Annotated in this window: 22 protein-coding genes and 1 tRNA gene; 13 read left to right on the forward strand and 10 right to left on the reverse strand. The window is 62.7% G+C overall.

What is annotated here, in order from left to right:
• Nucleotides 1-5 precede the first annotated feature (5 nt).
• A complete protein-coding gene (locus P3T20_RS08050) occupies nt 6-923 on the reverse strand; it encodes a cytochrome C assembly family protein (protein ID WP_429286639.1) in 918 nt (305 codons plus the stop codon).
• Nucleotides 924-1,004: 81 nt separating this feature from the next.
• Here P3T20_RS08050 and ffh point away from each other — a divergent pair, with 81 nt between their 5' ends.
• On the forward strand, nt 1,005-2,372 hold the full coding sequence (ffh, locus tag P3T20_RS08055) for a signal recognition particle protein (protein ID WP_074262530.1): 1,368 nt from the start codon (nt 1,005-1,007) through the stop codon (nt 2,370-2,372).
• Nucleotides 2,373-2,524: 152 nt separating this feature from the next.
• Nucleotides 2,525-3,076: a hypoxanthine-guanine phosphoribosyltransferase gene (locus P3T20_RS08060; RefSeq protein ID WP_074262531.1), complete on the forward strand. Its 552-nt coding sequence runs from the start codon at nt 2,525-2,527 to the stop codon at nt 3,074-3,076.
• 122 nt (nt 3,077-3,198) lie between these two features.
• On the opposite strand, the gene P3T20_RS08065 is transcribed toward P3T20_RS08060, so the two are convergent.
• Together P3T20_RS08065 and P3T20_RS08070 are read right to left on the reverse strand one after the other, a co-directional pair.
• Nucleotides 3,199-3,798: a MarC family protein gene (locus tag P3T20_RS08065; protein WP_429286640.1), complete on the reverse strand. Its 600-nt coding sequence runs from the start codon at nt 3,796-3,798 to the stop codon at nt 3,199-3,201.
• Between the two features lie 12 nt (nt 3,799-3,810).
• On the reverse strand, nt 3,811-5,547 hold the full coding sequence (locus P3T20_RS08070; RefSeq protein WP_429286641.1) for a proline--tRNA ligase: 1,737 nt from the start codon (nt 5,545-5,547) through the stop codon (nt 3,811-3,813).
• A gap of 301 nt (nt 5,548-5,848) precedes the next feature.
• Here P3T20_RS08070 and P3T20_RS08075 point away from each other — a divergent pair, with 301 nt between their 5' ends.
• Complete coding sequence (locus tag P3T20_RS08075) at nt 5,849-6,508, forward strand: RNA pyrophosphohydrolase (protein ID WP_074262534.1); 660 nt, start codon at nt 5,849-5,851, stop codon at nt 6,506-6,508.
• Between the two features lie 76 nt (nt 6,509-6,584).
• Entirely contained in the window at nt 6,585-7,136 is a 552-nt protein-coding gene (locus P3T20_RS08080) for a CNP1-like family protein (protein WP_074262535.1), read from the forward strand.
• A gap of 48 nt (nt 7,137-7,184) precedes the next feature.
• Here P3T20_RS08080 and proB read toward each other — a convergent pair whose 3' ends face one another.
• From proB to rplU, 4 genes are all read right to left on the reverse strand, one after another.
• A complete protein-coding gene (gene proB / locus P3T20_RS08085; protein WP_429286642.1) occupies nt 7,185-8,303 on the reverse strand; it encodes a glutamate 5-kinase in 1,119 nt (372 codons plus the stop codon).
• Nucleotides 8,304-8,381: 78 nt separating this feature from the next.
• A complete protein-coding gene (gene cgtA, locus P3T20_RS08090) occupies nt 8,382-9,506 on the reverse strand; it encodes an Obg family GTPase CgtA (RefSeq protein WP_429286643.1) in 1,125 nt (374 codons plus the stop codon).
• Between the two features lie 181 nt (nt 9,507-9,687).
• Entirely contained in the window at nt 9,688-9,951 is a 264-nt protein-coding gene (rpmA, locus tag P3T20_RS08095) for a 50S ribosomal protein L27 (RefSeq protein WP_074262538.1), read from the reverse strand.
• A gap of 24 nt (nt 9,952-9,975) precedes the next feature.
• Nucleotides 9,976-10,287 (reverse strand): 50S ribosomal protein L21, encoded by a 312-nt coding sequence (rplU, locus tag P3T20_RS08100; RefSeq protein WP_007180329.1) that lies wholly within the window; start codon nt 10,285-10,287, stop codon nt 9,976-9,978.
• 215 nt (nt 10,288-10,502) lie between these two features.
• On the opposite strand from rplU, the gene P3T20_RS08105 reads away from it, so the two are divergent.
• The 9 genes from P3T20_RS08105 to yacG all read left to right on the forward strand — a co-directional run bounded on the left by P3T20_RS08105 (nt 10,503) and on the right by yacG (nt 18,660).
• Nucleotides 10,503-11,495 carry a polyprenyl synthetase family protein gene (locus tag P3T20_RS08105; RefSeq protein ID WP_429286644.1) on the forward strand — a complete coding sequence of 331 codons (993 nt, stop codon included), beginning with the start codon at nt 10,503-10,505 and terminating at the stop codon, nt 11,493-11,495.
• A 58-nt stretch (nt 11,496-11,553) separates the two neighbouring features.
• A tRNA-Pro gene (locus tag P3T20_RS08110) sits at nt 11,554-11,630 on the forward strand.
• Nucleotides 11,631-11,796: 166 nt separating this feature from the next.
• On the forward strand, nt 11,797-13,113 hold the full coding sequence (locus P3T20_RS08115; RefSeq protein ID WP_429286645.1) for an HlyC/CorC family transporter: 1,317 nt from the start codon (nt 11,797-11,799) through the stop codon (nt 13,111-13,113).
• A 273-nt stretch (nt 13,114-13,386) separates the two neighbouring features.
• Complete coding sequence (locus P3T20_RS08120; protein ID WP_429286681.1) at nt 13,387-14,607, forward strand: GspE/PulE family protein; 1,221 nt, start codon at nt 13,387-13,389, stop codon at nt 14,605-14,607.
• Nucleotides 14,608-14,612: 5 nt separating this feature from the next.
• Entirely contained in the window at nt 14,613-15,839 is a 1,227-nt protein-coding gene (locus P3T20_RS08125) for a type II secretion system F family protein (protein WP_429286682.1), read from the forward strand.
• 28 nt (nt 15,840-15,867) lie between these two features.
• Complete coding sequence (locus tag P3T20_RS08130; protein WP_429286646.1) at nt 15,868-16,797, forward strand: prepilin peptidase; 930 nt, start codon at nt 15,868-15,870, stop codon at nt 16,795-16,797.
• Between the two features lie 3 nt (nt 16,798-16,800).
• Complete coding sequence (coaE, locus tag P3T20_RS08135) at nt 16,801-17,406, forward strand: dephospho-CoA kinase (RefSeq protein ID WP_429286647.1); 606 nt, start codon at nt 16,801-16,803, stop codon at nt 17,404-17,406.
• Between the two features lie 202 nt (nt 17,407-17,608).
• Nucleotides 17,609-18,364: a cell division protein ZapD gene (gene zapD / locus P3T20_RS08140; RefSeq protein WP_074262544.1), complete on the forward strand. Its 756-nt coding sequence runs from the start codon at nt 17,609-17,611 to the stop codon at nt 18,362-18,364.
• Between the two features lie 98 nt (nt 18,365-18,462).
• Nucleotides 18,463-18,660, forward strand: coding sequence for a DNA gyrase inhibitor YacG (gene yacG, locus P3T20_RS08145; protein ID WP_429286648.1), 198 nt, complete (start codon nt 18,463-18,465; stop codon nt 18,658-18,660).
• Between the two features lie 48 nt (nt 18,661-18,708).
• Here the strand turns inward: yacG and P3T20_RS08150 are convergent, their stop codons facing one another.
• Genes P3T20_RS08150 through argJ form a run of 3 tightly spaced genes read right to left on the reverse strand, consistent with a single transcriptional unit; the run spans nt 18,709 to nt 21,284 of the window.
• The gene (locus P3T20_RS08150; RefSeq protein ID WP_074262546.1) at nt 18,709-19,146 is read right to left on the reverse strand and encodes an NUDIX domain-containing protein; all 438 of its coding nucleotides are present in this window, start codon (nt 19,144-19,146) and stop codon (nt 18,709-18,711) included.
• Nucleotides 19,143-20,012 (reverse strand): ATP-binding protein, encoded by an 870-nt coding sequence (locus P3T20_RS08155; protein ID WP_074262547.1) that lies wholly within the window; start codon nt 20,010-20,012, stop codon nt 19,143-19,145. Before P3T20_RS08155 ends, P3T20_RS08150 begins: the two co-directional genes overlap by 4 nt.
• Before the next feature lie 30 nt (nt 20,013-20,042).
• A complete protein-coding gene (gene argJ, locus P3T20_RS08160) occupies nt 20,043-21,284 on the reverse strand; it encodes a bifunctional glutamate N-acetyltransferase/amino-acid acetyltransferase ArgJ (protein ID WP_429286649.1) in 1,242 nt (413 codons plus the stop codon).
• Between the last annotated feature and the right edge of the window lie 94 nt (nt 21,285-21,378).

Raw genomic sequence — 21,378 nt, forward strand, 5'->3', positions numbered from 1 at the left:
ACCGCTCACACTACAGGACGGTGCAACAGCACCTGGAAAACGAAACGGCTACCGACGTACGCCAGCAGCAGCGCCACGAATGACGCCAGCACCCAGCGCAGCGCCGCACGGCCGCGCCACCCTGACACCTTGCGGGCGGTCAGGAGCGCACCGAACATCAGCCACGAGAGAATCGCAAAGACGGTCTTGTGATCGAGCCGCAGCGCGCGGTCGACCAGTTGTTCGCTGAACATAATCCCGGAGAGCAAGGTCAGCGTGAGCAGCACGAAGCCGGCGCTGATCAGACGGAACAGGAGCTTCTCCAGCGTGAGCAGCGGCGGCAGCGTGTCGAGCCAGCTCGACAGCCAGCCGTTGCCGGCCGCGGCGCCCTGGCGCTGCAGTTCACCGCCGCGCATCGCATGCAGGCGCCGCTCGACCAGCAGCATCAGCACCGCGTGCAGCGCGGCAATCGCAAACAGGCCATAGGCGACATTGGCGATCAGGAAGTGCAGCTTGAACATCGGCGCGGCCGAATACGACAGCACCCGCACGCCGCCGAAGGCGAGCGGCAGCAGCGAGGCCACGCAGGCGAGCGGCAACACCAGCAGTTGCAGACCGTCGAGCGGGAAGAAAAAACTTTCGATCCAGTAGATCCCGGCGCCGAGCCAGAACATCGCGGAGAGCGCGAACGCGAAACCGAACACCATCGCGTTCTGCGGGAAGATGGTGGTATGCAGCAATACGCCATGTGCGAGCAGCGCTACAAACAACAGCAACCGGCCCGGCGCGCTGAACGCGGCGACCGACGGCGTGCTCGCCACGGGTGGTAGCGCGGGCACGCTCTCGAGCACCGGACGCAACGCGGTGTGCCGGTGCGAGCGCCAGCCCGCGACGGCGAGACCGCCGTACAGGAGCGCAGTGAGGGCATACAGTACAATATCCATATTCGAAGTTTACACTAGGCCCCTGCTCCGCGACGTGTCCCGCGTCGCGCCCTGCTCCGGCCGCACAGTTCATCGCTCCCCATGCTCGACAATCTGACTCAACGGATGGCGCGCGTCGTCAAGACGCTGCGCGGCGAAGCCCGGCTCACCGAGGCGAACACCCAGGAGATGCTGCGCGAAGTGCGCCTCGCGCTCCTTGAGGCCGACGTGGCGCTGCCTGTCGTGCGCGAATTCATCGCCAAGGTGAAGGAGAAGGCGCTCGGCGAGGAAGTCATCAGCAGCCTGTCGCCTGGTCAGGCGCTGGTCGGCGTGGTGCAGCGCGAGCTGACCGCGATTATCGGCGGCGACTACGAAGGCAAAGCGGTCGAACTGAATCTCGCCGTCACGCCACCCGCTGTCATCCTGATGGCGGGTCTGCAGGGTGCCGGCAAGACAACCACGGTCGGCAAGCTTGCCAAGTTACTACGCGAAAAATACAAAAAGAAAGTCCTGACCGTTTCGTGCGACGTGTACCGTCCGGCTGCTATCGCGCAGTTGAAGACGGTGACCGAGCAGGTCGGCGCGGATTTCTTCCCGTCGGAACCCGATCAGAAGCCGGTGGACATCGCCCGCGCCGCCGTGGATTGGGCCAAGCGTCACTATCACGATGTGCTGCTGGTCGACACCGCCGGCCGTCTCGGTATCGACGAAGCGATGATGCAGGAAATCGCTGCGCTGCACAGCACGCTGAATCCCGCCGAAACGCTCTTCGTGGTCGACGCGATGCTCGGCCAGGACGCGGTCAACACCGCCAAAGCGTTTAGCGACGCGCTGCCGCTCACCGGCGTGGTGCTTACCAAGCTCGACGGCGACTCGCGCGGTGGCGCGGCGCTGTCGGTGCGTCACGTGACCGGCAAGCCGATCAAGTTCGTCGGCGTCGCCGAAAAACTCGACGGTCTGGAAATTTTCTATCCCGACCGGATGGCGAACCGGATTCTCGGCATGGGCGACATTCTCGCCCTCGTCGAGGAAGCCCAGCGCGGCGTCGACGTGGAAGCCGCGCAGAAGCTCGCCAACAAGGTCAAGAAAGGCGGCGACTTCGACCTCAACGATTTCCGCGCGCAGCTCACGCAGATGAAGAGCATGGGCGGCCTGTCGTCGCTGATGGACAAGCTGCCCGCGCAGTTCCAGCAGGCCGCCGCCGGCGCCAACATGGGCATGGCCGAGTCGCAGATGCGCCGCATGGAAGGCATCATCAATTCCATGACGCCCACTGAGCGCGCCAAGCCGGAGCTGATCAAGGCTACCCGCAAGCGCCGCATTGCAGCGGGCGCGGGCGTGCAGGTGCAGGAGGTCAACCGCATGCTGAATCAATACGAGCAGATGCGCACGATGATGAAGAAGCTCAAGGGCGGCAACCTGCAGAAGATGATGCGCGGTATGAAGGGCATGCTGCCTGGCATGCGCTAGGCCTCGCTGCCTGCATTCGGGCTGCATGATCCGGGTCCGCCGGATCGTCCCAACGACCAGCGCGCGCGTTTCGGGACGCACGGGTATATGCTGTAGCGCGCGCCGTCGTTATTTCTCACACTAATGTATACAGCTACCGCCCGCCAGACGTCATGAATCGCGAAGAAGCTCTCCACATATTCCGCCACTCCGAAGAAATCGTTTCGGCCCACGACGTCAATGCGTCGATCAGCGGAATGGCTGCGGCCATCGCCGCCGAAATGAGCGAGGAGTTTCCGCTCGTACTCTCGGTGATGGGCGGCGCGGCGGTGTTCACCGGCATGCTGTTGCCGCACCTCGATTTCCCGCTTGAGTTCGACTACATCCACCTCACCCGCTATCGCAACACCACCAAGGGTGGCAGCGAGATGCAGTGGCGCGTGGCGCCGGCCGAATCGGTAAAGGATCGCGTCGTGCTGGTGCTCGACGACATCCTCGACGAAGGCGAGACGATGGCCGCGATCCGCGACCGCATCCTCGATATGGGCGCGAAACGCTTCATGAGCGCGGTACTGTGCGAGAAGATCATCCCGAAGGCCAAGCCGCTGCGTCCGGACTTCTGTGGCTTCGAAGTGCCGGACCGCTATGTGTTCGGCTGCGGGATGGATGCGAAGGGATACTGGCGCAATTTGCCCACGATTCGTGCTTTGACCGACGGGGCGTGAGGGACTGCGCTTAAACCGCGGCGGCTGTGGTCTGGTCAGCGGTCAGCGCCCGGCAACAAAAAAGCGGCCTGCGTGGCCGCTTTTTTGTTGATCTCAGCGCGTTGAAACCGGCGACGCGCAACTCACAGCTGATGCACGAAGGACCGGATCCCACCGAGAATCATTTCGACCGAGATCGCCACCAGCACGAGTCCCATCAGCCGTTCGAACGCCATCATCGTGCGCTCGCCTAGCCACTTCTGGATGCGCTCCGCCAGCATCAAAACAATCGCGCAAACCAGCATGGTCACGGTCAACGCACCGATCCACTCGAACGTCTTGCCGGGCGCCTGCGAGGTCAGCAGCATCACCGTTGCCAGCGCCGACGGACCTGCGAGCGCGGGGATCGCGAGCGGCACGATCAGTGGCTCGCCGCCGCGCGTGTCGTTGCCGAATGGGCCGTCCGGATGCGGAAAGACCATGCGGATCGCGATCAGAAACAGCACGATGCCCCCGCCGATCCGCAACGACTGGTCGGTGAGACTCATCATCCGCAGAAAGCGGTCGCCGACCACCATGAACACCAGCAGGATCGCAAACGCGATCGCCACCTCGCGGAGGATGACGACGGTCCGCCGATCCGGCGCCACCCCGCGCAGGCAACTGATAAAGAGCGGGATGTTGCCCAGCGGGTCGGTGATCAGAAGAAGCAGGACGGTCGCAGACAGGAAGTTGTACTCCACCGTCCGCCCCGGTTAATGCGCGAGTGCTGCGCGGATCTTCTCCGACACCGTCTGCACGGCGCTCTCAACCGGCAGCAGCGTCGCTTCGGTATCGCGGCGCGCCTGATACTCGACCTTGCCTTCCTTCAGGCCGCGGTCGCCGATCACCAGACGGTGCGGCACGCCAATCAGCTCCCAGTCGGCGAACATCACGCCCGGGCGCTCGCCGCGGTCGTCGAGGATCACGTCCACGCCAGCTGCGACCAGTTCCGCATACAGCTTGTCGGCCTGCTCGCGCACAGCGTCGCTGCGGTCGTAGCCCATCGGGCACAGCACGACTTCGAACGGGGCGATTGCTTCCGGCCAGATAATGCCCTTGTCGTCGAAGTTCTGTTCGATCGCCGCGCCGAGGATACGCGTGACGCCGATGCCGTAGCAGCCCATTTCCATCCGCTGCGGCTTGCCGGTTTCGTCCAGAAACGTGGCGTTCATGGCTTCCGAATATTTCTTGCCGAGCTGGAACACGTGGCCCACTTCGATACCGCGGCAAATGTCGATGACGCCCTTGCCGTCCGGCGACGGGTCGCCCTTCTGGACATTGCGGATGTCTGCGACGACTGGCTCCGGCAAATCGCGGCCCCAGTTCACACCAGCGATGTGGTAATCCACCTCGTTCGCGCCGACCACGAAGTCGCTCATGTTCGCGACCGTGCTGTCCGCGATCACCTTGACCGGCTTCTTCGTATTGATGGGACCGAGATAACCAGGAGGCGTGCCGAAGGTCGCGACAATTTCCGCTTCCGTCGCCATGCGGAAGTCAGCCAGACCCGGCAGCTTGCTCGCCTTGATCTCGTTCAGATCGTGGTCGCCGCGCAGCATCAACAGCCAGACCGTCGGCTCGGCGCCTTCGTTTTCGGTCGCCAGCACGATCGACTTGATGGTGCGCTCGAGCGGGATATTCAACAGCTCGGCTACGGCCTCGCACTTTGCCTTGCCGGGCGTGGCGGTCTTCTTCATCTCTTCGGCGGGCGCGGCGCGCTGCGCGATCAGCGGCAGCGCTTCCGCCGCTTCGACGTTCGCCGCGAACTCCGAGGTCGGGCAGTAAGCGATCGCGTCTTCGCCCGTGTCGGCAATCACGTGGAACTCGTGCGAGCCGCTGCCGCCGATCGACCCGTTGTCCGCCGCCACTGCACGGAAGTCGAGACCGAGGCGCGTGAAGATGCGCACGTACGCGTCGTACATCTTGCGATACGACTCTTTCAGACCGTCCAAGTCCTTGTCGAACGAGTACGCGTCTTTCATGATGAATTCGCGGCCGCGCATCACGCCGAAACGCGGACGGATCTCGTCGCGGAACTTCGTCTGGATCTGATAGAAGTTCACCGGCATCTGCCGATAGCTCTTGATCTGGTTGCGGGCAATGTCCGTGACCACTTCCTCGTGCGTCGGCCCGATCACGAAATCGGACTGCTTACGGTCCTTGAAACGCAACAGTTCCGGCCCGTATTTCTCCCAGCGACCCGATTCCTGCCACAACTCGGCCGGTTGCACCGCCGGCATCAGCAGTTCGATCGCGCCTGCCCGGTTCATTTCCTCGCGCACGATGGCTTCCACCTTGCGGATCGAGCGCAGGCCGACGGGCAGGTAGTTATAGATGCCGCCTGCCACGCGACGGATCATGCCGGCGCGCACCATGAGCTGGTGGCTGACGATTTCGGCGTCGGCCGGGGCTTCTTTGAGGGTGCCGATAAAGAAACGGGAAGCTTTCATTCAGAATTTTTCCAAAAGCGGCGGCGCCGGAGCGACCGCCCGAAAGGTGAAAACGGTGGGGAACTCGACAAAGGCGCGACAAAGACGTCACAAACGCTTCGCAGACCTGTGAAAAACCCTTAGGCCGAAGCCATCGCCATACGTGCCACCACGGCGCCGTTGCGCCGGATGGCCCACAGACAAAGGCTATAGCAAACGCGCCTATGTTGCGGCGAATCAGTCCAATCCAGAGCGATCCGCTGCGTCAGGCCCGTTATCTGTTTATAATCAAAGCAATTTTAAAGGATTCGAAGGTGGTTGTATGCTGGATCGTGAAGGCTTTCGCCCGAACGTCGGCATCATCCTCTTGAACGCGCACAACGAGGTGTTTTGGGGCAAACGGCTCCGTGAACATTCCTGGCAGTTTCCGCAAGGGGGCATCAAGTATGGTGAAACCCCCGTGCAAGCGATGTATCGGGAGTTACACGAAGAAACCGGTCTGCTTCCGGAGCACGTCAAGATCATCGGTCGCACGCGCGACTGGTTGCGCTATGAGGTGCCGGACAAGTTCATCAAGCGTGAAGTACGCGGTCATTACCGCGGCCAGAAACAGATCTGGTTCCTGCTTCGGATGGTGGGGCGCGACTGCGATATTTGCCTGCGCGCCTGCGATCATCCGGAGTTCGATGCGTGGCGCTGGAACGAGTACTGGGTACCCCTCGACTGTGTGATCGAGTTCAAGCGGGATGTGTATCAGTTGGCGTTGACGGAGTTGTCCCGTTTTCTGCGCCGTGCTGCGCCGCGTTCGGATAAACCTGGCGGCCATCACGGGCCGCGCTATCCCCGGATAGCGTCGACCGTGACGGAGATGCAGGAAGTGTCGGTAACGACCGTAACGGTTGAGACTACGATTCGCACGACGATCGAGTCCGACTGCGGACCTGCCGACAACACCCTGACCCAGCCAGGTCTGCGCGACTAAACCCTGTGCGGCTTTCTGCGCCGCATCTGCCGGTGCGGCTCATGAAAAGCCGCGCCGGCGTTTCGAGGAAATCATATTGAAAGCATTTGCTCTCGTCGTGGCGTGCGTCGCCACCGGCGCCCTGCTGGCTGGTTGTTCGAACACCCCCACCAACAAGGATGACAGCGCGTTTACGTATCTGCTGGATCGCAAGCCTAACTGGACCGAAGACAAGGTCGACACACTGCCCTCGCTGCCGCTGGCTTCCAATCTGATCCCATTCGATGTATCCGGCAACACGCCGCTGAAGTTTGCGGTCGACGCGAAATCGCTGTCGGTTGGCAATGACGGTGTGGTGCGCTACACGGTGGTCGTGACGAGCCCGAGCGGCGCGCACAACGTGAACTACGAAGGAATTCGCTGCGATACCTATGAGTGGCGCCAGTACGCCGCTCTCAATGCGGATCACGATGGCTGGGACAACACCGTCGCCACGGCGTTTGCGCGTATCGAAGACAGTACGCTGAACGGCTATCAGGCGTCGCTCTATCAGGACTACTTCTGCGCGAACAAGATTCCGACGGGCTCAGCCAAGACGATCGTCGATAACTTGCGCATGCACCGTACCGCGGCGTCGCAACTTCATTGAGTTTCGCGCGGTTTGCACGCTTACCTTTCCTTTCGGGTTAGCGTGATATCAGACCAGTACGAGGTTGTCGCGGTGGATCAGTTCGGGCTCCAGCATATAGCCCAGCACGCCTTCGATATCGCCACTCGGGCGGCGCTGAATCAGCTTGGTCTCGGCGCTGCTGTAGTTCGTGAGTCCCCGCGCGACCTCGCGTCCCGCCGCGCTTAAACAGGCAATCACCTCGCCACGCGCAAACGCGCCCTGCACGCCGACCACGCCGATCGGCAGCAGGCTCTTGCCGCCTTCCGTCAGCTTTTCGACCGCGCCGTCGTCGATCACCACGTGTCCGCGCACCTGCAGGTGATCGGCCATCCATTGCTTGCGCGCCGCCATCCGCGCGGTGCGGGCAATCAACTGGGTACCGATCGCCTCGCCGGTGGCGAGCCGCGCCAGCACATCAGGCTCCCGACCGCTCGCGATTACCGTATTGGCGCCGCTATGGGCCGCCCGCTTGGCAGCGAGAATCTTGGTCAGCATGCCGCCGCGGCCGAGACTCGAGCCCGCGCCACCGGCCATCGCCTCAAGCTCTGGTGCGCCAGCGTCGGCCTGCTGGACGAGCGTGGCTGACGGGTCCTTACGCGGATCAGCGGTGAAGAGACCTTGCTGGTCGGTAAGGATGATCAGCGCATCGCCTTCGATCAGATTCGCCACCAGTGCGCCCAGCGTATCGTTATCGCCGAACTTGATTTCATCGGTAACGACCGTGTCGTTTTCATTGATGATCGGCACCACGCCCAGGCGCAGCAGCGTCAACAATGTGGAACGTGCGTTCAGATAGCGTTCGCGGTCGGCCAGGTCGGCATGGGTCAGCAGGATCTGCGCTGTGCGGATCGAATGTTCGGCAAAGCGGCTCTCGTACACTTGCGCGAGCCCCATCTGCCCGACAGCGGCAGCCGCCTGCAACTCGTCGATCTCGCGCGGGCGTTTGGTCCAGCCAAGCCGCTGCATCCCCTCGGCGATAGCCCCAGAACTCACCAGCACGACCTCTTTGCCCTGCGCCCGTAAGGCGGCGATCTGCGCCGCCCAGCGGCCGATCGCGGCATGGTCCAGGCCGCGCCCGTCATTAGTGACGAGGCTCGACCCGACTTTCACTACCAATCGCCTGGAGTCTGCGATGACGGAACGCATTCTGCGCGGTCTCCCAAGATGATGCGGATGCTGGCCGGCGACCCTATTCGGACACGCCGGCGCCCAAGCTATGCCCGTTTATTCCTGCGGCTGGACCGGGTCACCGGTTTCACCCGACGCCGCGCCCTGTTGCTTCTCACGGAAACGCACGTCTGCGGCGAGATCTTCGGCTTCCGCCTGGCGCTGCGCGTCCGAATGCGCGGCGATATAGTCGTACACCGCGTAGATCAGCGCTTCGCATCCCTGACCCGTCAACGCCGAGATTTCGAATACCGGGCCGTCCCAGCCAAAGCCTTCGCGGAAGGCCGCGACGCGCGCTTCACGCTCGTCTTCCGGCACCATGTCGAGCTTGTTCAGGACCAGCCAGCGGGGTTTTTCGTACAACAGTTCGTCGTACTTGCGCAGTTCGTTGACGATCGCCTTGGCTTCCGCAACCGGATCGACCTCAGCATCAAACGGCGCGATGTCGACGATGTGCAGCAACAGCCCCGTACGCTGCAAATGGCGCAGGAACTGGTGCCCCAGGCCGGCGCCTTCTGCGGCGCCCTCAATCAGCCCAGGGATGTCGGCGATCACGAAGCTGCGGCTCGGCCCGACGCGCACCACGCCCAGATTCGGCGCGAGTGTGGTGAACGGATAGTCGGCAATCTTCGGCTTCGCGTTCGACACCGAGGAAATGAAGGTGGATTTGCCGGCATTCGGCATGCCGAGCAGGCCGACATCGGCCAGCACCTTCAGCTCAAGACGCACCATGCGGCGTTCGCCCGGCTTGCCGTCGGTCTTCTGACGCGGCGCGCGGTTCGTGCTGGACTTGAAATGCAGGTTACCGAGGCCACCCGCGCCACCCTGCGCGATCTGGACGCTCTGATTGTGCTCGGTCAGGTCGGCGATCAGCTCGCCGGTCTCCATGTCCGAGATAGTCGTGCCAACCGGCATGCGCAGCGTAACGTCGTCGCCACCCTTGCCGTAGCAATCCGCACCGCGACCGTTTTCGCCGTTGCGCGCCAGATGCTTCTTGGCGTACCGGTAGTCGATCAGAGTGTTGATGTTGCGGTCCGCCACAGCGTACACGCTGCCGCCGCGGCCACCGTCGCCGCCATCCGGACCGCCGAACGGGACGAACTTCTCGCGGCGCATCGACGCGCTGCCATCCCCTCCGTCGCCGGCGATGACTTCAATCCTCGCTTCGTCAATGAACTTCATGCCTAACTCCGTCCCGTATCGTGTTGCTATTTTGCCGTGCCCGCCGTGCGTTGGACAATCGACCGATCGGCCATCCGCGCGGGCTCACGACACCCTTCTCAGCCGTGAACCTGGAATGAAAAAGGCCCCGCTAACTTCGCGGGGCCTTTGTTCCGGTCCTGAAGCCCGTGCCTGAATAAACTCAGGCTGCTGCCGGGACTACGTTGACCGTTTGCTTCTTCGCTGCGCCCTTCGTCGTGAACTTGACGTGGCCGTCCGTCAGCGCGAACAAGGTGTGATCCTTGCCGATGCCGACGTTTTCGCCCGGGTGCATACGCGTGCCGCGTTGACGTACGATGATGCCGCCAGCGTTGATGGCTTGACCGCCGTAAACCTTCACGCCGAGACGCTTCGACTCGGAGTCGCGGCCGTTACGTGACGATCCGCCTGCCTTTTTGTGTGCCATTTGATAGCTCCTTAACCGGTGCGCTTACGCGTTGATCGCGTCGATGCGCAGTTCGGTGTAGTTCTGGCGGTGGCCGCCATGCTTCTGGTAGTGCTTCCGGCGACGCATCTTGAAGATGGTCACTTTCGCGTGACGACCTTGCGACACGACGGTAGCCTTGACGGAAGCCCCACTGACCAGCGGCGTACCGAACTTAATCGATTCGCCTTCGCCCACTGCGAGAACCTGGTCGAGCGTGATTTCAGCGTCAATGTCTGCCGGTATCTGTTCTACTTTAAGTTTTTCGCCGACGGCAACTTTATACTGCTTGCCACCGGTTTTTATGACCGCGTACATTGAGAACCTCACTCTGTGTTCATTTTTCCTACGCACCACGCGCGGAAACCCGTGATTATACATAGAGTTAGCTGCGCGGTCAAAACTCATTGACCGGCGCCGCAAGGCCTCGCAGAGCCCGGCCGGACGGGGCGCCGTGCTTCGATCCCGCAGGCTGCGGCCCGGAACTGTCGCGATTCGCCTTATAATTCGCGGCACTACCCAATTCAGCCATCATGTCGTCGACTGCCACCCCCTCTCCCAACGCCGCCAGCCTGCTCGCTCCGATCGCCGAAGACATGGAGCAGGTGAACCGCGTCATCCGGCACCGCCTGGCGTCCGAGGTGATGCTGATCAACCAGATTTCCGAGTACATCATCAGCGCCGGCGGCAAACGCCTGCGGCCCGCGCTGCTGTTGCTGGTGGCCGGCGCGCTGGGTGAGACGACGGGGCACCGGCACGAACTGGCCGCGGTGGTCGAATTCATCCATACGGCCACCCTGCTGCACGACGACGTGGTTGACGAATCCGACCTGCGGCGCGGCCGTCAGACAGCGAACGCCCTGTTCGGCAACGCGGCAAGCGTGCTGGTGGGCGATTTCCTGTATTCGCGCTCGTTCCAGATGATGGTCGGGGTCGGCAAAATGAGGGTCATGGAGATTCTTTCGGAGGCGACCAACATCATCTCCGAAGGCGAGGTCCTGCAATTGCTCAACATGCATGACGCCGACGTGGACGAAGCGCGCTACATGCAGGTAATCCGCTACAAAACGGCCAAGCTGTTCGAGGCGGCGGCCCAGCTCGGCGCGGTGCTGGCAGGTTCGGATGCGACCACCGAAGCCGCGGCCGCGGAATTTGGCCGGCGCATCGGCACAGCCTTCCAGATCATGGACGACTGGCTCGACTACACCGGCACGGCCGAATCCATGGGTAAGAATGCCGGGGACGACCTGCGCGAAGGCAAGCCCACACTGCCACTCATCTACCTGATCGAACGCGGCACGCCGGAGCAGTCGGCGCTCGCGCGCGAGGCGATCGAGCAAGGCGGCACGGACCGTTTCGATACCATTTTCGAGGCGATCACCCGCTCCGGCGCGCTGGATCACACGCTGGAATGCGCGAAACAGGAAGCCCAGGCCGCGGCTGCAGCAATTTCTTCGTTCCCAGATTCCATTTTTAAAGAGAGCCTGCTACAATTATGCTCTTACTCGACGGCGAGACAGTCCTAAACGGGACTTAAACGCCGAACCAGTCTGAATCGAGTTGGCAGTATCCAGCAGTCCAAATCGGGGTGTAGCTTAGCCTGGTAGAGCGCTACGTTCGGGACGTAGAGGCCGGAGGTTCGAATCCTCTCACCCCGACCAGATTTTGAAAAAACCGCGCAATGTTGTGCGGTTTTTTTTCGCCTGTCGTTTGCGCAATCGTCGTGCGCTTCTAGCCTTGTTGTCCCTATGCCTTTTGGCCAGGAAGGCACGCACGGTCCCCTCTGCTATATTCTTTCCATCCCGGCCCCCTACCAGTTCGCGACACGTGGAACAACTACCCTTATGGGCGCAGATAGGCGCCGTCGTCCTGCTGCTTATCTGTTCCAGTTTCTTTTCCATCTCCGAAACGGCGATGATGGCACTCAACCGCCACCGCCTGAAGCATCTCTCCAATCAGGGCGCACTCGGCGCCAAAACCACGCAAGGGCTGCTCGCGCACACCGACGAGTTGCTGAGCGTGATCCTGATCGGCAACAATCTGTTCAATACGATCATCCCGGTGCTCACCACCTCGGTCGCGCTGCATACGTTCGGGCGCAACAATCTGGTGCTGTCCATCGCAACCGGCATCGTCGCATTCCTGATCATCGTGTTCGCGGAGATCACGCCGAAAATTGTCGGCGCCACTTTTCCGGAAAAGATCGCACTGCCGGCGAGCCTGCTGATCGCACCGCTGATGCGCGCGACCAGGCCGATTGTCTGGTTCGTCAACCTGTTCGCCAACACCATCCTGCGCATCCTGCGTATCAATACCAAAGGCGCGCACGATCAGCGGCTTTCGACTGAGGAACTGCGGACCATCGTGCTCGAGTCTGGCAGCTTCATGCCGACCAAGCACCGCAGCATCCTGTTGAACCTGTTCGATCTGGAAAACATCTCCGTCGACGACGTGATGATTCCGCGTCGCCGGATCGAGGCGCTCGATTTCGACGCGCCGTTCGAGCAGATCCTGCATCAGCTCGAGACCTGCTATCACAACAAGTTGATCGTCTATCAGGGCGACATCGACCGCGTGCTCGGCGTGCTGCATGTACGCAAGACACTATCAGCGCTACACAACCAGGAACTGGAGCGGGAGACGTTGCGCGAACTGCTCGCCGAGCCCTATTTCGTGCCGAGCGGCACACCGGTGTTCCAGCAGTTGCAGTATTTTCAGGAAAGCCGTCACCGTACGGCACTGGTCGTCAACGAATATGGCGAACTGCAGGGTCTGGTCACGCCGGAAGACATCATCGAGGAGCTGATCGGCGAGTTCACCACGTCGATTCCGCGAGGCGCAAACTCGCGCGGCGGCTGGAACGAGGAAGGCGAGTGCATCGTCGCGGGCAGCATGCCGTTGCGCGAGCTGAACCGTTGGCTACAGTTGACGCTGCCGACCGACGGGCCAAAAACGCTCAATGGGTTGATTCTGGAAGTACTCGAGGAAATCCCCGACGGCGATGTGTGCGTGCAGATTGGCGAGATCAAACTCGAGGTGATGCGCAGTGACGATCAGGCGGTTCGCACCGTCAAGGTATTTAAGCCCGGTTCACGCTCGGGGGCGAAGAGCAAGGCGCCGCGACGCTTGACCGGAGAGGCGTGAGGCACGCCTGGCCATCCGGCTGAATAGCGGCCGCGACCGGCGTAACGGATGATGGAGTCGTTGTGTTCTACAGGCGGCTCCAGCCGGTTTCCAATGTCATCCTCTTACCGTTCCGCGCCGGCGGCCCCCACGCATCACGCGGTGAATCATGTTGCTGCGGGCAACGTATCGCACCGTGCCCTCGCGACTGAAGCCGAGGCGATCGCTGGGTCGGCCATATCCACACCGCCTGCGCCATCTCAACCGTCAGGGGTCAGGCCGTTTGCCGGGGCAATCCGCGACGACGTTACCAGTCGTAGCGCAGCACCCGGGCTGGCCGATGCCGACAACACCCCCGCCGTCCGTCTGCGGAACGAGACGCTGCGGGAAGCCACGCGCCGCAATGCATCCGACCTGCATATCGAACCGGCCGAACAGGGTTGGCGGATGCGTCTGCGAATCGATGGCGTGCTGCATGCCATCGGGCAACCACCCGCGCATCTGCGCGACGCGTTCATCACGCGCGTGAAGGTCCTGGCGCGCATGGACATCGCCGAACGACGGATTCCGCAGGACGGCCGCCTGCGCATTGCAACGAGCCCGGGGCGCTTCGAAGACTATCGGGTGAACTCTCTGCCCACGCTATTCGGCGAAAAACTGGTGCTACGCCGCCTAGACGCACTACCCACGGCGCTCTCGCTCGATTCGCTCGGGCTCGATCCCGCTCAGCGCGTTGCGCTCGAAACGGCCATCGGCGCACCGCATGGACTAGTGCTCGTGACCGGTCCAACCGGCAGCGGCAAGACACTCTCGCTGTACTGCTTCCTGCAGATGCTGAACGCCGAATCACGCAATGTCTGCTCCGTCGAAGACCCCGCTGAAATCCAGCTGGCCGGCATCAATCAGGTCAGCGTGCGCGAGAAGGCCGGCCTCACGTTCGCTGTCGCGCTACGCGCCTTCCTGCGCCAGGATCCTGACGTGATCATGGTCGGCGAGATTCGCGATGAAGAGACCGCGGACGTCGCCGTCAAGGCCGCGCAGACCGGCCACCTCGTGCTCTCCACGCTGCACACCAACGACGCGCCCGCTGCCATCGCTCGCCTGATCGATATCGGCGTCGAGCCGTACAACCTCGCTGCGGCGCTACGGATGGTCACAGCGCAACGCCTCGTGCAGCGACTGTGCGTAGCGTGCCGGGCGCCGGCGCCGCAATCGGCAACGGCCTTGAATGCGGCCGGCTTCGCCGATGACCAACTCGACGGCTGGTGCCCTTACGAAGCGAAGGGCTGCGAAGCATGTCACGGTATCGGCTACCGCGGGCGCATCGGCATTCACCAGGTCATGCCGGTGTCGGACGCGATGCGCGAGCTGATCGTTGCAAGCGCGGGCACCCATGCGCTCGCCCGCCTTGCTCACACCGAGCACGTAACCACGCTGCGCGATGCCGCGCTAGCGCGCGTGCGGGACGGTACGACCAGTCTCGCCGAAGCCCTGAGCGCTACCGAGGTCGCATAACGATGATGAATCGTGCATCCTCCGACACCGAAATGCTCGACGTGCGTTTTGCATGGCGCGGCGTCGACGCAACCGTCACGCAGCATAGCGGCACGCTGATTGCGCCAGACACGGACGCCGTCCGAGCCGTGCTCAAGCGCGACAAGCTGTTCGTCGTCGAGATCAAGGCGCTTGGGCCGGCGCCGCGTCCCAAAGCTCGCGCGGCTGACGTGACGAGGTTCACGCGCCAGCTCGCAAGCCTGCTGCGCGCCGGATTGCCGCTCGCAGCTTCGCTCGATCTGCTGGCGCAAGCACCTGCGCCCCGTCAGCGCGGCATGTCGCGGATCGTCGGTGCCTTGGCGCGCGACATCACCGGCGGCCTGAGTTTCTCCGCGGCGCTGGCGCGGCATCCGGTGCAATTCAACGCGCTGTATTGCCAGCTGGTCGCGGTCGGTGAAGCGGCCGGTGCGCTGCCTGCCGTGCTGGCTCGCGTCGCGGAGGACCGCGAACGCGGCGCCGCACAACGCGCCAAAGTAAAGGCGGCGCTGACCTATCCGGTCGCGATCCTGTTGCTGGCGCTCGCCATCACGGCAGCACTACTGGTCTGGGTCGTGCCAACCTTCAAGCAGATCTTCGACGGCTTTGGCGCACGCTTGCCGGTGCCGACGCAGATAGTGATAGCGCTATCCGCCGGCGCAGCACGGTGGAGCGCGCCCGCGCTAGCATGCGCAGTAACGGCCGGTGCCGCCCTGTCCTACCTGCTGCGTCGTTCGGAAGCAGCGCGGATGACGCTTGGCCGACTGTCGCTAAGATTGCCCATAGCTGGCCCACTGCTGGCCACGTTATGTGCCGCCCGCTGGAGCCGCGCACTCGGCACCCTGCTGTCCGCCGGCACGCCGCTCGCCGACGCGTTCGACTCGCTGACGCACGCCACCGGCAACGCGTGGTTCGATCGCGCCACCGTCGACATCGCCGCCCGCCTGCGGCGCGGCGAACGCCTGGCCGCGGCGATGCGCGCGGTACATTGCTTTCCGCCCGAAGTGGTTCAGCCGGTTGCGGTCGCAGAGGAGTCCGGTGCATTGGACGCGATGCTGATCGACGTGGCGTCACTCAGCGATCGTCAGGTCGACGAAAAGATCGGCACACTTGCCAGCCTGTGCGAACCGCTGGTGATCATCGTGCTGGGGACGCTGGTCGGCGGCCTTGTGATTGCGATGTATCTTCCCATCATTCAACTCGGCAACGTGGTGTAGCATCGCAGCCGAATCCCACTCTTTTGCCATGCTGGCTAACTACGCAACCGTGTCAGACACTTCCTTCAGCGCGCTTCATGGCCACGTTGCGGCCGGCTTCGGCGCCAGCTTTGGCATCTTGCCGGCTGGCCTGCAATTCACCTTCGCTATCGTTTTCGGGCTGGTCATCGGCAGCTTTCTGAGCGTGGTAGCGCATCGCCTGCCCATCATGCTCGAGCGGGCGTGGCACGACGAAGTCAGCGGCACGACCGACCAGCCGCCAGTGGACGATGGCCTGCCGGCGCGCTACAACCTGTGGCTGCCGCGCAGCGCATGCCCGCACTGCGGACACGTACTGCGTCCTTGGGAAAACATCCCGGTGGTGAGCTACGTGTTGTTGCGCGGGCGATGTTCCGCGTGCAAGGCCCACGTGTCGATACGCTATCCGTTAATCGAGATCGCTAGCGCTGCCTGCGCGGCGGGAGCTCTGAGCGTGTTCGGTCCTACCACGATGGCACTCGCCGCGTTCGGCTTGTGCGCCGCGTTGCTTGCCACGAGCGCGATAGACATCGACACACATCTGCTGCCTGACTCGCTGACGCTGCCGCTGCTTTGGGCCGGCCTGATCGTCAATTTCAACGGCATGTTCGCCAGCCTGCATAGTGCGGTCGCCGGCGCGATTGCGGGCTATCTCGTACTGTGGGTAGTCCACTGGGTATTCAAGCTCGTGCGCGGCATCGAAGGCATGGGTTACGGAGACTTCAAGCTGCTCGCCGCGCTCGGCGCGTGGCTCGGTTGGGCCGCGTTGCCGCAGATCGTATTGATCGCCGCGGTAACCGGCGCAGTCGTGGGGCTTGCCGCTACGTGGCGCGGGCGGATGCGCTTCGAAGAACCGTTACCGTTCGGTCCGTTTCTCGCGGCCGGCGGCGCGATCACCCTGTTTCTCGGCTCCCCTCTCTATCTCGCACTCGGAGGCTGACGCATGTTTGCTGTGGGACTGACAGGCGGCATCGGCAGCGGCAAATCCACTGTCGCGGACCTGTTCGCGACGAACGGCGTGGCAATCGTCGATACCGATCTGATTGCCCATCAGATCACCGCGCCGAACGGCGTCGCGATGCCGCAGATCGCCAGCGAGTTCGGTGCCGCGTTCGTAGCAGCGGACGGTTCCCTGGATCGCGCACGCATGCGCGCGCTGATCTTCAGCGACGAGGACGCGCGTCGGCGTCTTGAAGGCATCACGCACCCGTTGATCCGCGCCGAAACCGAGCGTGCGAGAAACGCGGCCAGCGGACCCTACGTCATGCTGGTGGTGCCGCTGCTGGTCGAATCGGGCGCCTGGAAAACACGTGTGGACCGCATATTGACCGTGGACTGCAGCGTCGAAACTCAGGTCTCGCGTGTGATGCGCCGCAACGCCTTCGGCCGCGAACAGGTGCTTGCCATCATCGCCCGTCAGGCAACCCGCGAGGCGCGTCTCGCCGCGGCCGACGACGTCATCGTGAACGACAACAACACCTCGATAGATGAACTCACCAGGCAGGTCGAGGCGCAGCACGCTTTGTACCTGTCGCTCGCCGGCGCGTGAGCCAGATCAACGGCACGGGAGATGGCCCCTCGCGACAGTTCAGTCCTGTCGCAATAAAGAACAGAGGGCGCATTCAAACAATCGCAAAACACGGAGAGAAACATGCAAAAGCGCACCAAAAAAGTGTGTGATTGCTAGGGTAGTCTCACGGCATTAGAATGTTCTGCATTCCCGTCACCGACCACGCCCGAGGCGAGCCCGCTTGATCCTTTACGAGTATCCCTTCAACGAGCGAATCCGGACGCTATTGCGCCTCGAAGACCTGTTCGAGCGCTTCACGTTCTTTCTGACTCAGGAAGACGCCAGGGAACATCATGTCGCGCTGACGACATTGTTCGAAATCTCTGAGGTCGCGGGTCGCGCGGATCTGAAGTCGGATCTGATGAAGGAACTCGAGCGGCAACGGCAAACGCTTGCACCGTTCCGCGGCAATCCGGGTATCGAGCAGAATGCCCTTGAGGCCGTACTGGGCGAGATCGAACAGACGCTGTCAGGACTGTCCCAGATGCAGGGCAAGACTGGCCAGCATCTTGCAGACAATGAATGGCTCGCGAGTATCCGCAGCCGTGCAATCATCCCGGGCGGCACCTGCAAATTTGACCTGCCGTCTTACTACGCCTGGCAGCAAACTCACCCGGATCAGCGCCGCCAGGACATCGCCAAATGGGTCACTCCGCTTCTGCCGTTGCGCGATGCAGCGACCATCGTTCTGCGTCTGGCGCGTGAATCGGGTCAGGCGTCGAAGGTGATGGCGATGCAGGGCAGCTACCAGCAGATGTTGTCTGGCCGCTCGTACCAGTTGATGCAGGTTCGGGTTCAGCCGGAGCTGCGGGTCATTCCCGAGGCAAGTGCCAACAAGTACATGCTGTGGGTACGCTTCACCGTGCAAGATGGCGATCTGCGGCCGCGCGCCGTTGATGTCGACGTGCCGTTCCAGCTGACGCTCTGCAGCCTGTAACCTGATGGTCACGGCTGTGCATGTGGGGCCGCCTTTCAAACAGCGAAAATGCCCCTATATTAGAAACTTGTCCCGTTTGCGATTGATTGCCTGACCGAATGATTACTGTCGTTAAATGCCCAACCTGCGCAAAGGAAGTCCGCTGGACGCCTGAAAACCGCTTCCGCCCGTTCTGCTCCGACCGTTGCAAGCAGATCGACCTCGGTGCGTGGGCCGCCGAGAAATACAAGATCGGCGGCACTGACGAAGAAGCGCCTTCAGACGACGAACCGAGCGGCGACTACAACCCGCACTGAGTGCTGGGTTGCGTCGGCGCATTTCCCAGCGTCTTGCGCGCCACGCCGTTATTCCGCAGCAAGCCACTCCAGCACTGGAATGGTCGCGGGCAGCAGCGGCGAAACCTCCGCAGGCAGCGATTGCCAGACAAATGCCTGCCCCTCGCGGCCATGCGGATCACCTGTCCACTGTGTCACCTTGCAGAAATAAAGCCGCACATAGGCATGCGGATAGTCGTGCTCAAGCGTATGCCAGCGATGGCTCGCCTTGACCTCGATGCCCAGTTCCTCGTGCAGTTCACGGGCCAGCGCCGCTTCGACTGATTCACCCGGCTCCAGCTTGCCGCCCGGAAATTCCCAATAACCTTCGTAGGGCTTCCCCGCCGGCCGTTGCGCAAGCAGATAGCGCCCATCGGGCTGCACCAGCACGCCGACCGCGACTTCGGTGACAGGGCGGCCAGTTGGGTTCGCAGCAGGCGCGTGAGTGGTGTTGGTGGCGTCCGTCATGCCTGCGACTTCCGGCCTGACCAGTCCCGCGCAAACTGCCACGCCACGCGTCCCGAGCGCGAACCGCGTTCGAGCGCCCACACCAGTGCATCGCCGCGCGCCGATTCGATCTCAGCGGCAGCGCAGCCAAAATGCTGCAGCCAGTGCCCGACGATCGCCAAATAGTCGTCCTGCTTGAACGGATAAAAGCTGACCCACAGGCCGAAGCGCTCCGACAGAGAGATCTTTTCTTCGACCACTTCACCCGGGTGAATCTCGCCATCGGACGTGTGCTTGTACGTCTCGTTGTCACTCATGTACTCGGGCAACAGATGGCGCCGGTTCGACGTGGCGTAGATCAGCACGTTATCGGACTGGGCCGCCACCGAGCCGTCGAGCGCCACCTTCAGTGCCTTGTAGCCCGACTCGCCATCCTCGAACGACAGGTCGTCGCAGAACACGACGAAGCGCTCCGGGCGCTCCGAGATCAGGTCGACGATATCGCCCAGGTCGTGCAGGTCGTCCTTGTCTACTTCGATCAGGCGCAGCCCGTCTTTTGCGAAAGCGTTCAGGCAGGCCTTGATCAGCGAAGACTTGCCGGTGCCGCGCGCGCCTGTCAGCAGCACGTTGTTGGCGGGCTGCTTGCGCACGAACTGACGTGTGTTCTGCTCGATCAGCCCTTTCTGGCGGTCGATGTTCTGCAGATCGTCGAGCGTGATGTCCGAGATGGCCGGCACCGGCTGCAGGTAGCCGCGCCCCTGGCGCTTGCGCCAGCGGAAGGCGACCGCTGCCGACCAGTCGACGTCGGGCGTAGCAGGCGGAAGCACGGCTTCCAGGCGGCCGAGCAAAGCCTCGGCACGAGTCAAAAACTGTTCGAGTTTATCCATGACGAAAATTTAGGCTGATCGGATACTGGCTTACGAGCGATAGTCGGCGTTGATGCTCACGTATTCATGCGACAGATCGCACGTCCAGATCGTGGCATGCGCGTCACCGCGACCGAGTACCACGCGAATCAGGATCTCGGCCTTCTTCATCACGCGCTGCCCGTCTTCCTCACGGTACTCCGGATTGCGGCCGCCTGCCTTGGCGACCAGCACGTCGTCCAGATACAGATCGATCTTGCCGACATCGAGATCCGTCACGCCCGCGTAGCCGATTGCCGCGAGGATCCGGCCGAGGTTCGGGTCCGACGCGTAGAACGCCGTCTTGACCAGCGGCGAATGGCCGATCGCATACGCGATCTGGCGGCATTCGGCCACGTTCGCACCGCCTTCGACCTGCACCGTCATGAACTTGGTGGCACCTTCGCCGTCACGCACAATCAGTTGAGCCAGTGTCTGCGCGACCTCGGTCACCGCATCGCGCAGTGCCGCGTAAGCGGGCGAATCGGTGCTCGTGACCGCCGGCAGGCTCGACTTGCCCGAGGCGATCAGGATGAACGAGTCGTTGGTCGACGTATCGCCGTCGATCGTGATGCAGTTGAACGAGCGGTCCGCGACATGCTTGACCAGCGCATCGAGCACCGGCTGCGAAACCGCTGCGTCGAACGCGAGGAAGCCCAGCATGGTCGCCATATTCGGCTTGATCATGCCGGCGCCCTTGCTGATACCGGTCATCGTCACCGTGTGGCCGTCGATCGTCACCTGGCGCGAGGCTGCTTTCGCCAGCGTGTCGGTGGTCATGATGGACTGCGCCGCCTCGTACCAGTGCGCGGCCCGGCGATTCTCCAGCGCAGCAGGCAGGCCGGCCTTCAGGCGATCCACCGGCAGCGGTTCGAGAATCACGCCGGTCGAGAACGGCAGCACCTGCTCGGGGGCGACGCCGGTCAGACGCGCCAGTTCGACGCAAGTCTCGCGAGCATGCGCGAGACCCGGCTCGCCGGTGCCTGCATTCGCGTTACCGGTATTGATCACCAGCGCCCGAATCGCCTTGCCGCCCGCGCGAACGTGGTCCAGATGCTCGCGGCACACCGTGACAGGCGCCGCGCAAAACCGGTTCGACGTGAACACGCCGCCAACCGTCGCGCCTTCTTCAACAGAAATGACCAGCACGTCCTTGCGGTTCGGCTTACGAATGTTCGCTTCAGCCCAGCCTAGCGTGACGCCGGCGACGGGATGGAGTTGAGCGGGATCGATCGAGGGGAAATTGACAGCCATGGTCGCGACCTGTCTAAGTTGAAAATGCCGGCATGGAGCCGGCATCGGAAATCACAATGGGGTGGAACGACGTGCGACGCACCACCGCGGAGTC

Source organism: Paraburkholderia sp. GAS206C (genome assembly GCF_050435645.1).
GTDB lineage: Bacteria > Pseudomonadota > Gammaproteobacteria > Burkholderiales > Burkholderiaceae > Paraburkholderia > Paraburkholderia phenazinium_B.

What these genes read in the sequence shown, in the direction of transcription:
- P3T20_RS08070 (WP_429286641.1), bottom strand. Translation starts at nt 5,547, where the DNA reads ATGAAAGCTTCCCGTTTCTTTATCGGCACCCTCAAAGAAGCCCCGGCC.
- P3T20_RS08130 (WP_429286646.1), top strand. Translation starts at nt 15,868, where the DNA reads ATGCTGGCTAACTACGCAACCGTGTCAGACACTTCCTTCAGCGCGCTT.
- cgtA (WP_429286643.1), bottom strand. Translation starts at nt 9,506, where the DNA reads ATGAAGTTCATTGACGAAGCGAGGATTGAAGTCATCGCCGGCGACGGA.
- P3T20_RS08125 (WP_429286682.1), top strand. Translation starts at nt 14,613, where the DNA reads ATGAATCGTGCATCCTCCGACACCGAAATGCTCGACGTGCGTTTTGCA.
- P3T20_RS08150 (WP_074262546.1), bottom strand. Translation starts at nt 19,146, where the DNA reads ATGACGGACGCCACCAACACCACTCACGCGCCTGCTGCGAACCCAACT.
- P3T20_RS08075 (WP_074262534.1), top strand. Translation starts at nt 5,849, where the DNA reads ATGCTGGATCGTGAAGGCTTTCGCCCGAACGTCGGCATCATCCTCTTG.
- yacG (WP_429286648.1), top strand. Translation starts at nt 18,463, where the DNA reads ATGATTACTGTCGTTAAATGCCCAACCTGCGCAAAGGAAGTCCGCTGG.
- coaE (WP_429286647.1), top strand. Translation starts at nt 16,801, where the DNA reads ATGTTTGCTGTGGGACTGACAGGCGGCATCGGCAGCGGCAAATCCACT.
- rplU (WP_007180329.1), bottom strand. Translation starts at nt 10,287, where the DNA reads ATGTACGCGGTCATAAAAACCGGTGGCAAGCAGTATAAAGTTGCCGTC.
- P3T20_RS08155 (WP_074262547.1), bottom strand. Translation starts at nt 20,012, where the DNA reads ATGGATAAACTCGAACAGTTTTTGACTCGTGCCGAGGCTTTGCTCGGC.
- argJ (WP_429286649.1), bottom strand. Translation starts at nt 21,284, where the DNA reads ATGGCTGTCAATTTCCCCTCGATCGATCCCGCTCAACTCCATCCCGTC.
- P3T20_RS08060 (WP_074262531.1), top strand. Translation starts at nt 2,525, where the DNA reads ATGAATCGCGAAGAAGCTCTCCACATATTCCGCCACTCCGAAGAAATC.
- proB (WP_429286642.1), bottom strand. Translation starts at nt 8,303, where the DNA reads ATGCGTTCCGTCATCGCAGACTCCAGGCGATTGGTAGTGAAAGTCGGG.
- P3T20_RS08105 (WP_429286644.1), top strand. Translation starts at nt 10,503, where the DNA reads ATGTCGTCGACTGCCACCCCCTCTCCCAACGCCGCCAGCCTGCTCGCT.
- P3T20_RS08050 (WP_429286639.1), bottom strand. Translation starts at nt 923, where the DNA reads ATGGATATTGTACTGTATGCCCTCACTGCGCTCCTGTACGGCGGTCTC.
- rpmA (WP_074262538.1), bottom strand. Translation starts at nt 9,951, where the DNA reads ATGGCACACAAAAAGGCAGGCGGATCGTCACGTAACGGCCGCGACTCC.
- ffh (WP_074262530.1), top strand. Translation starts at nt 1,005, where the DNA reads ATGCTCGACAATCTGACTCAACGGATGGCGCGCGTCGTCAAGACGCTG.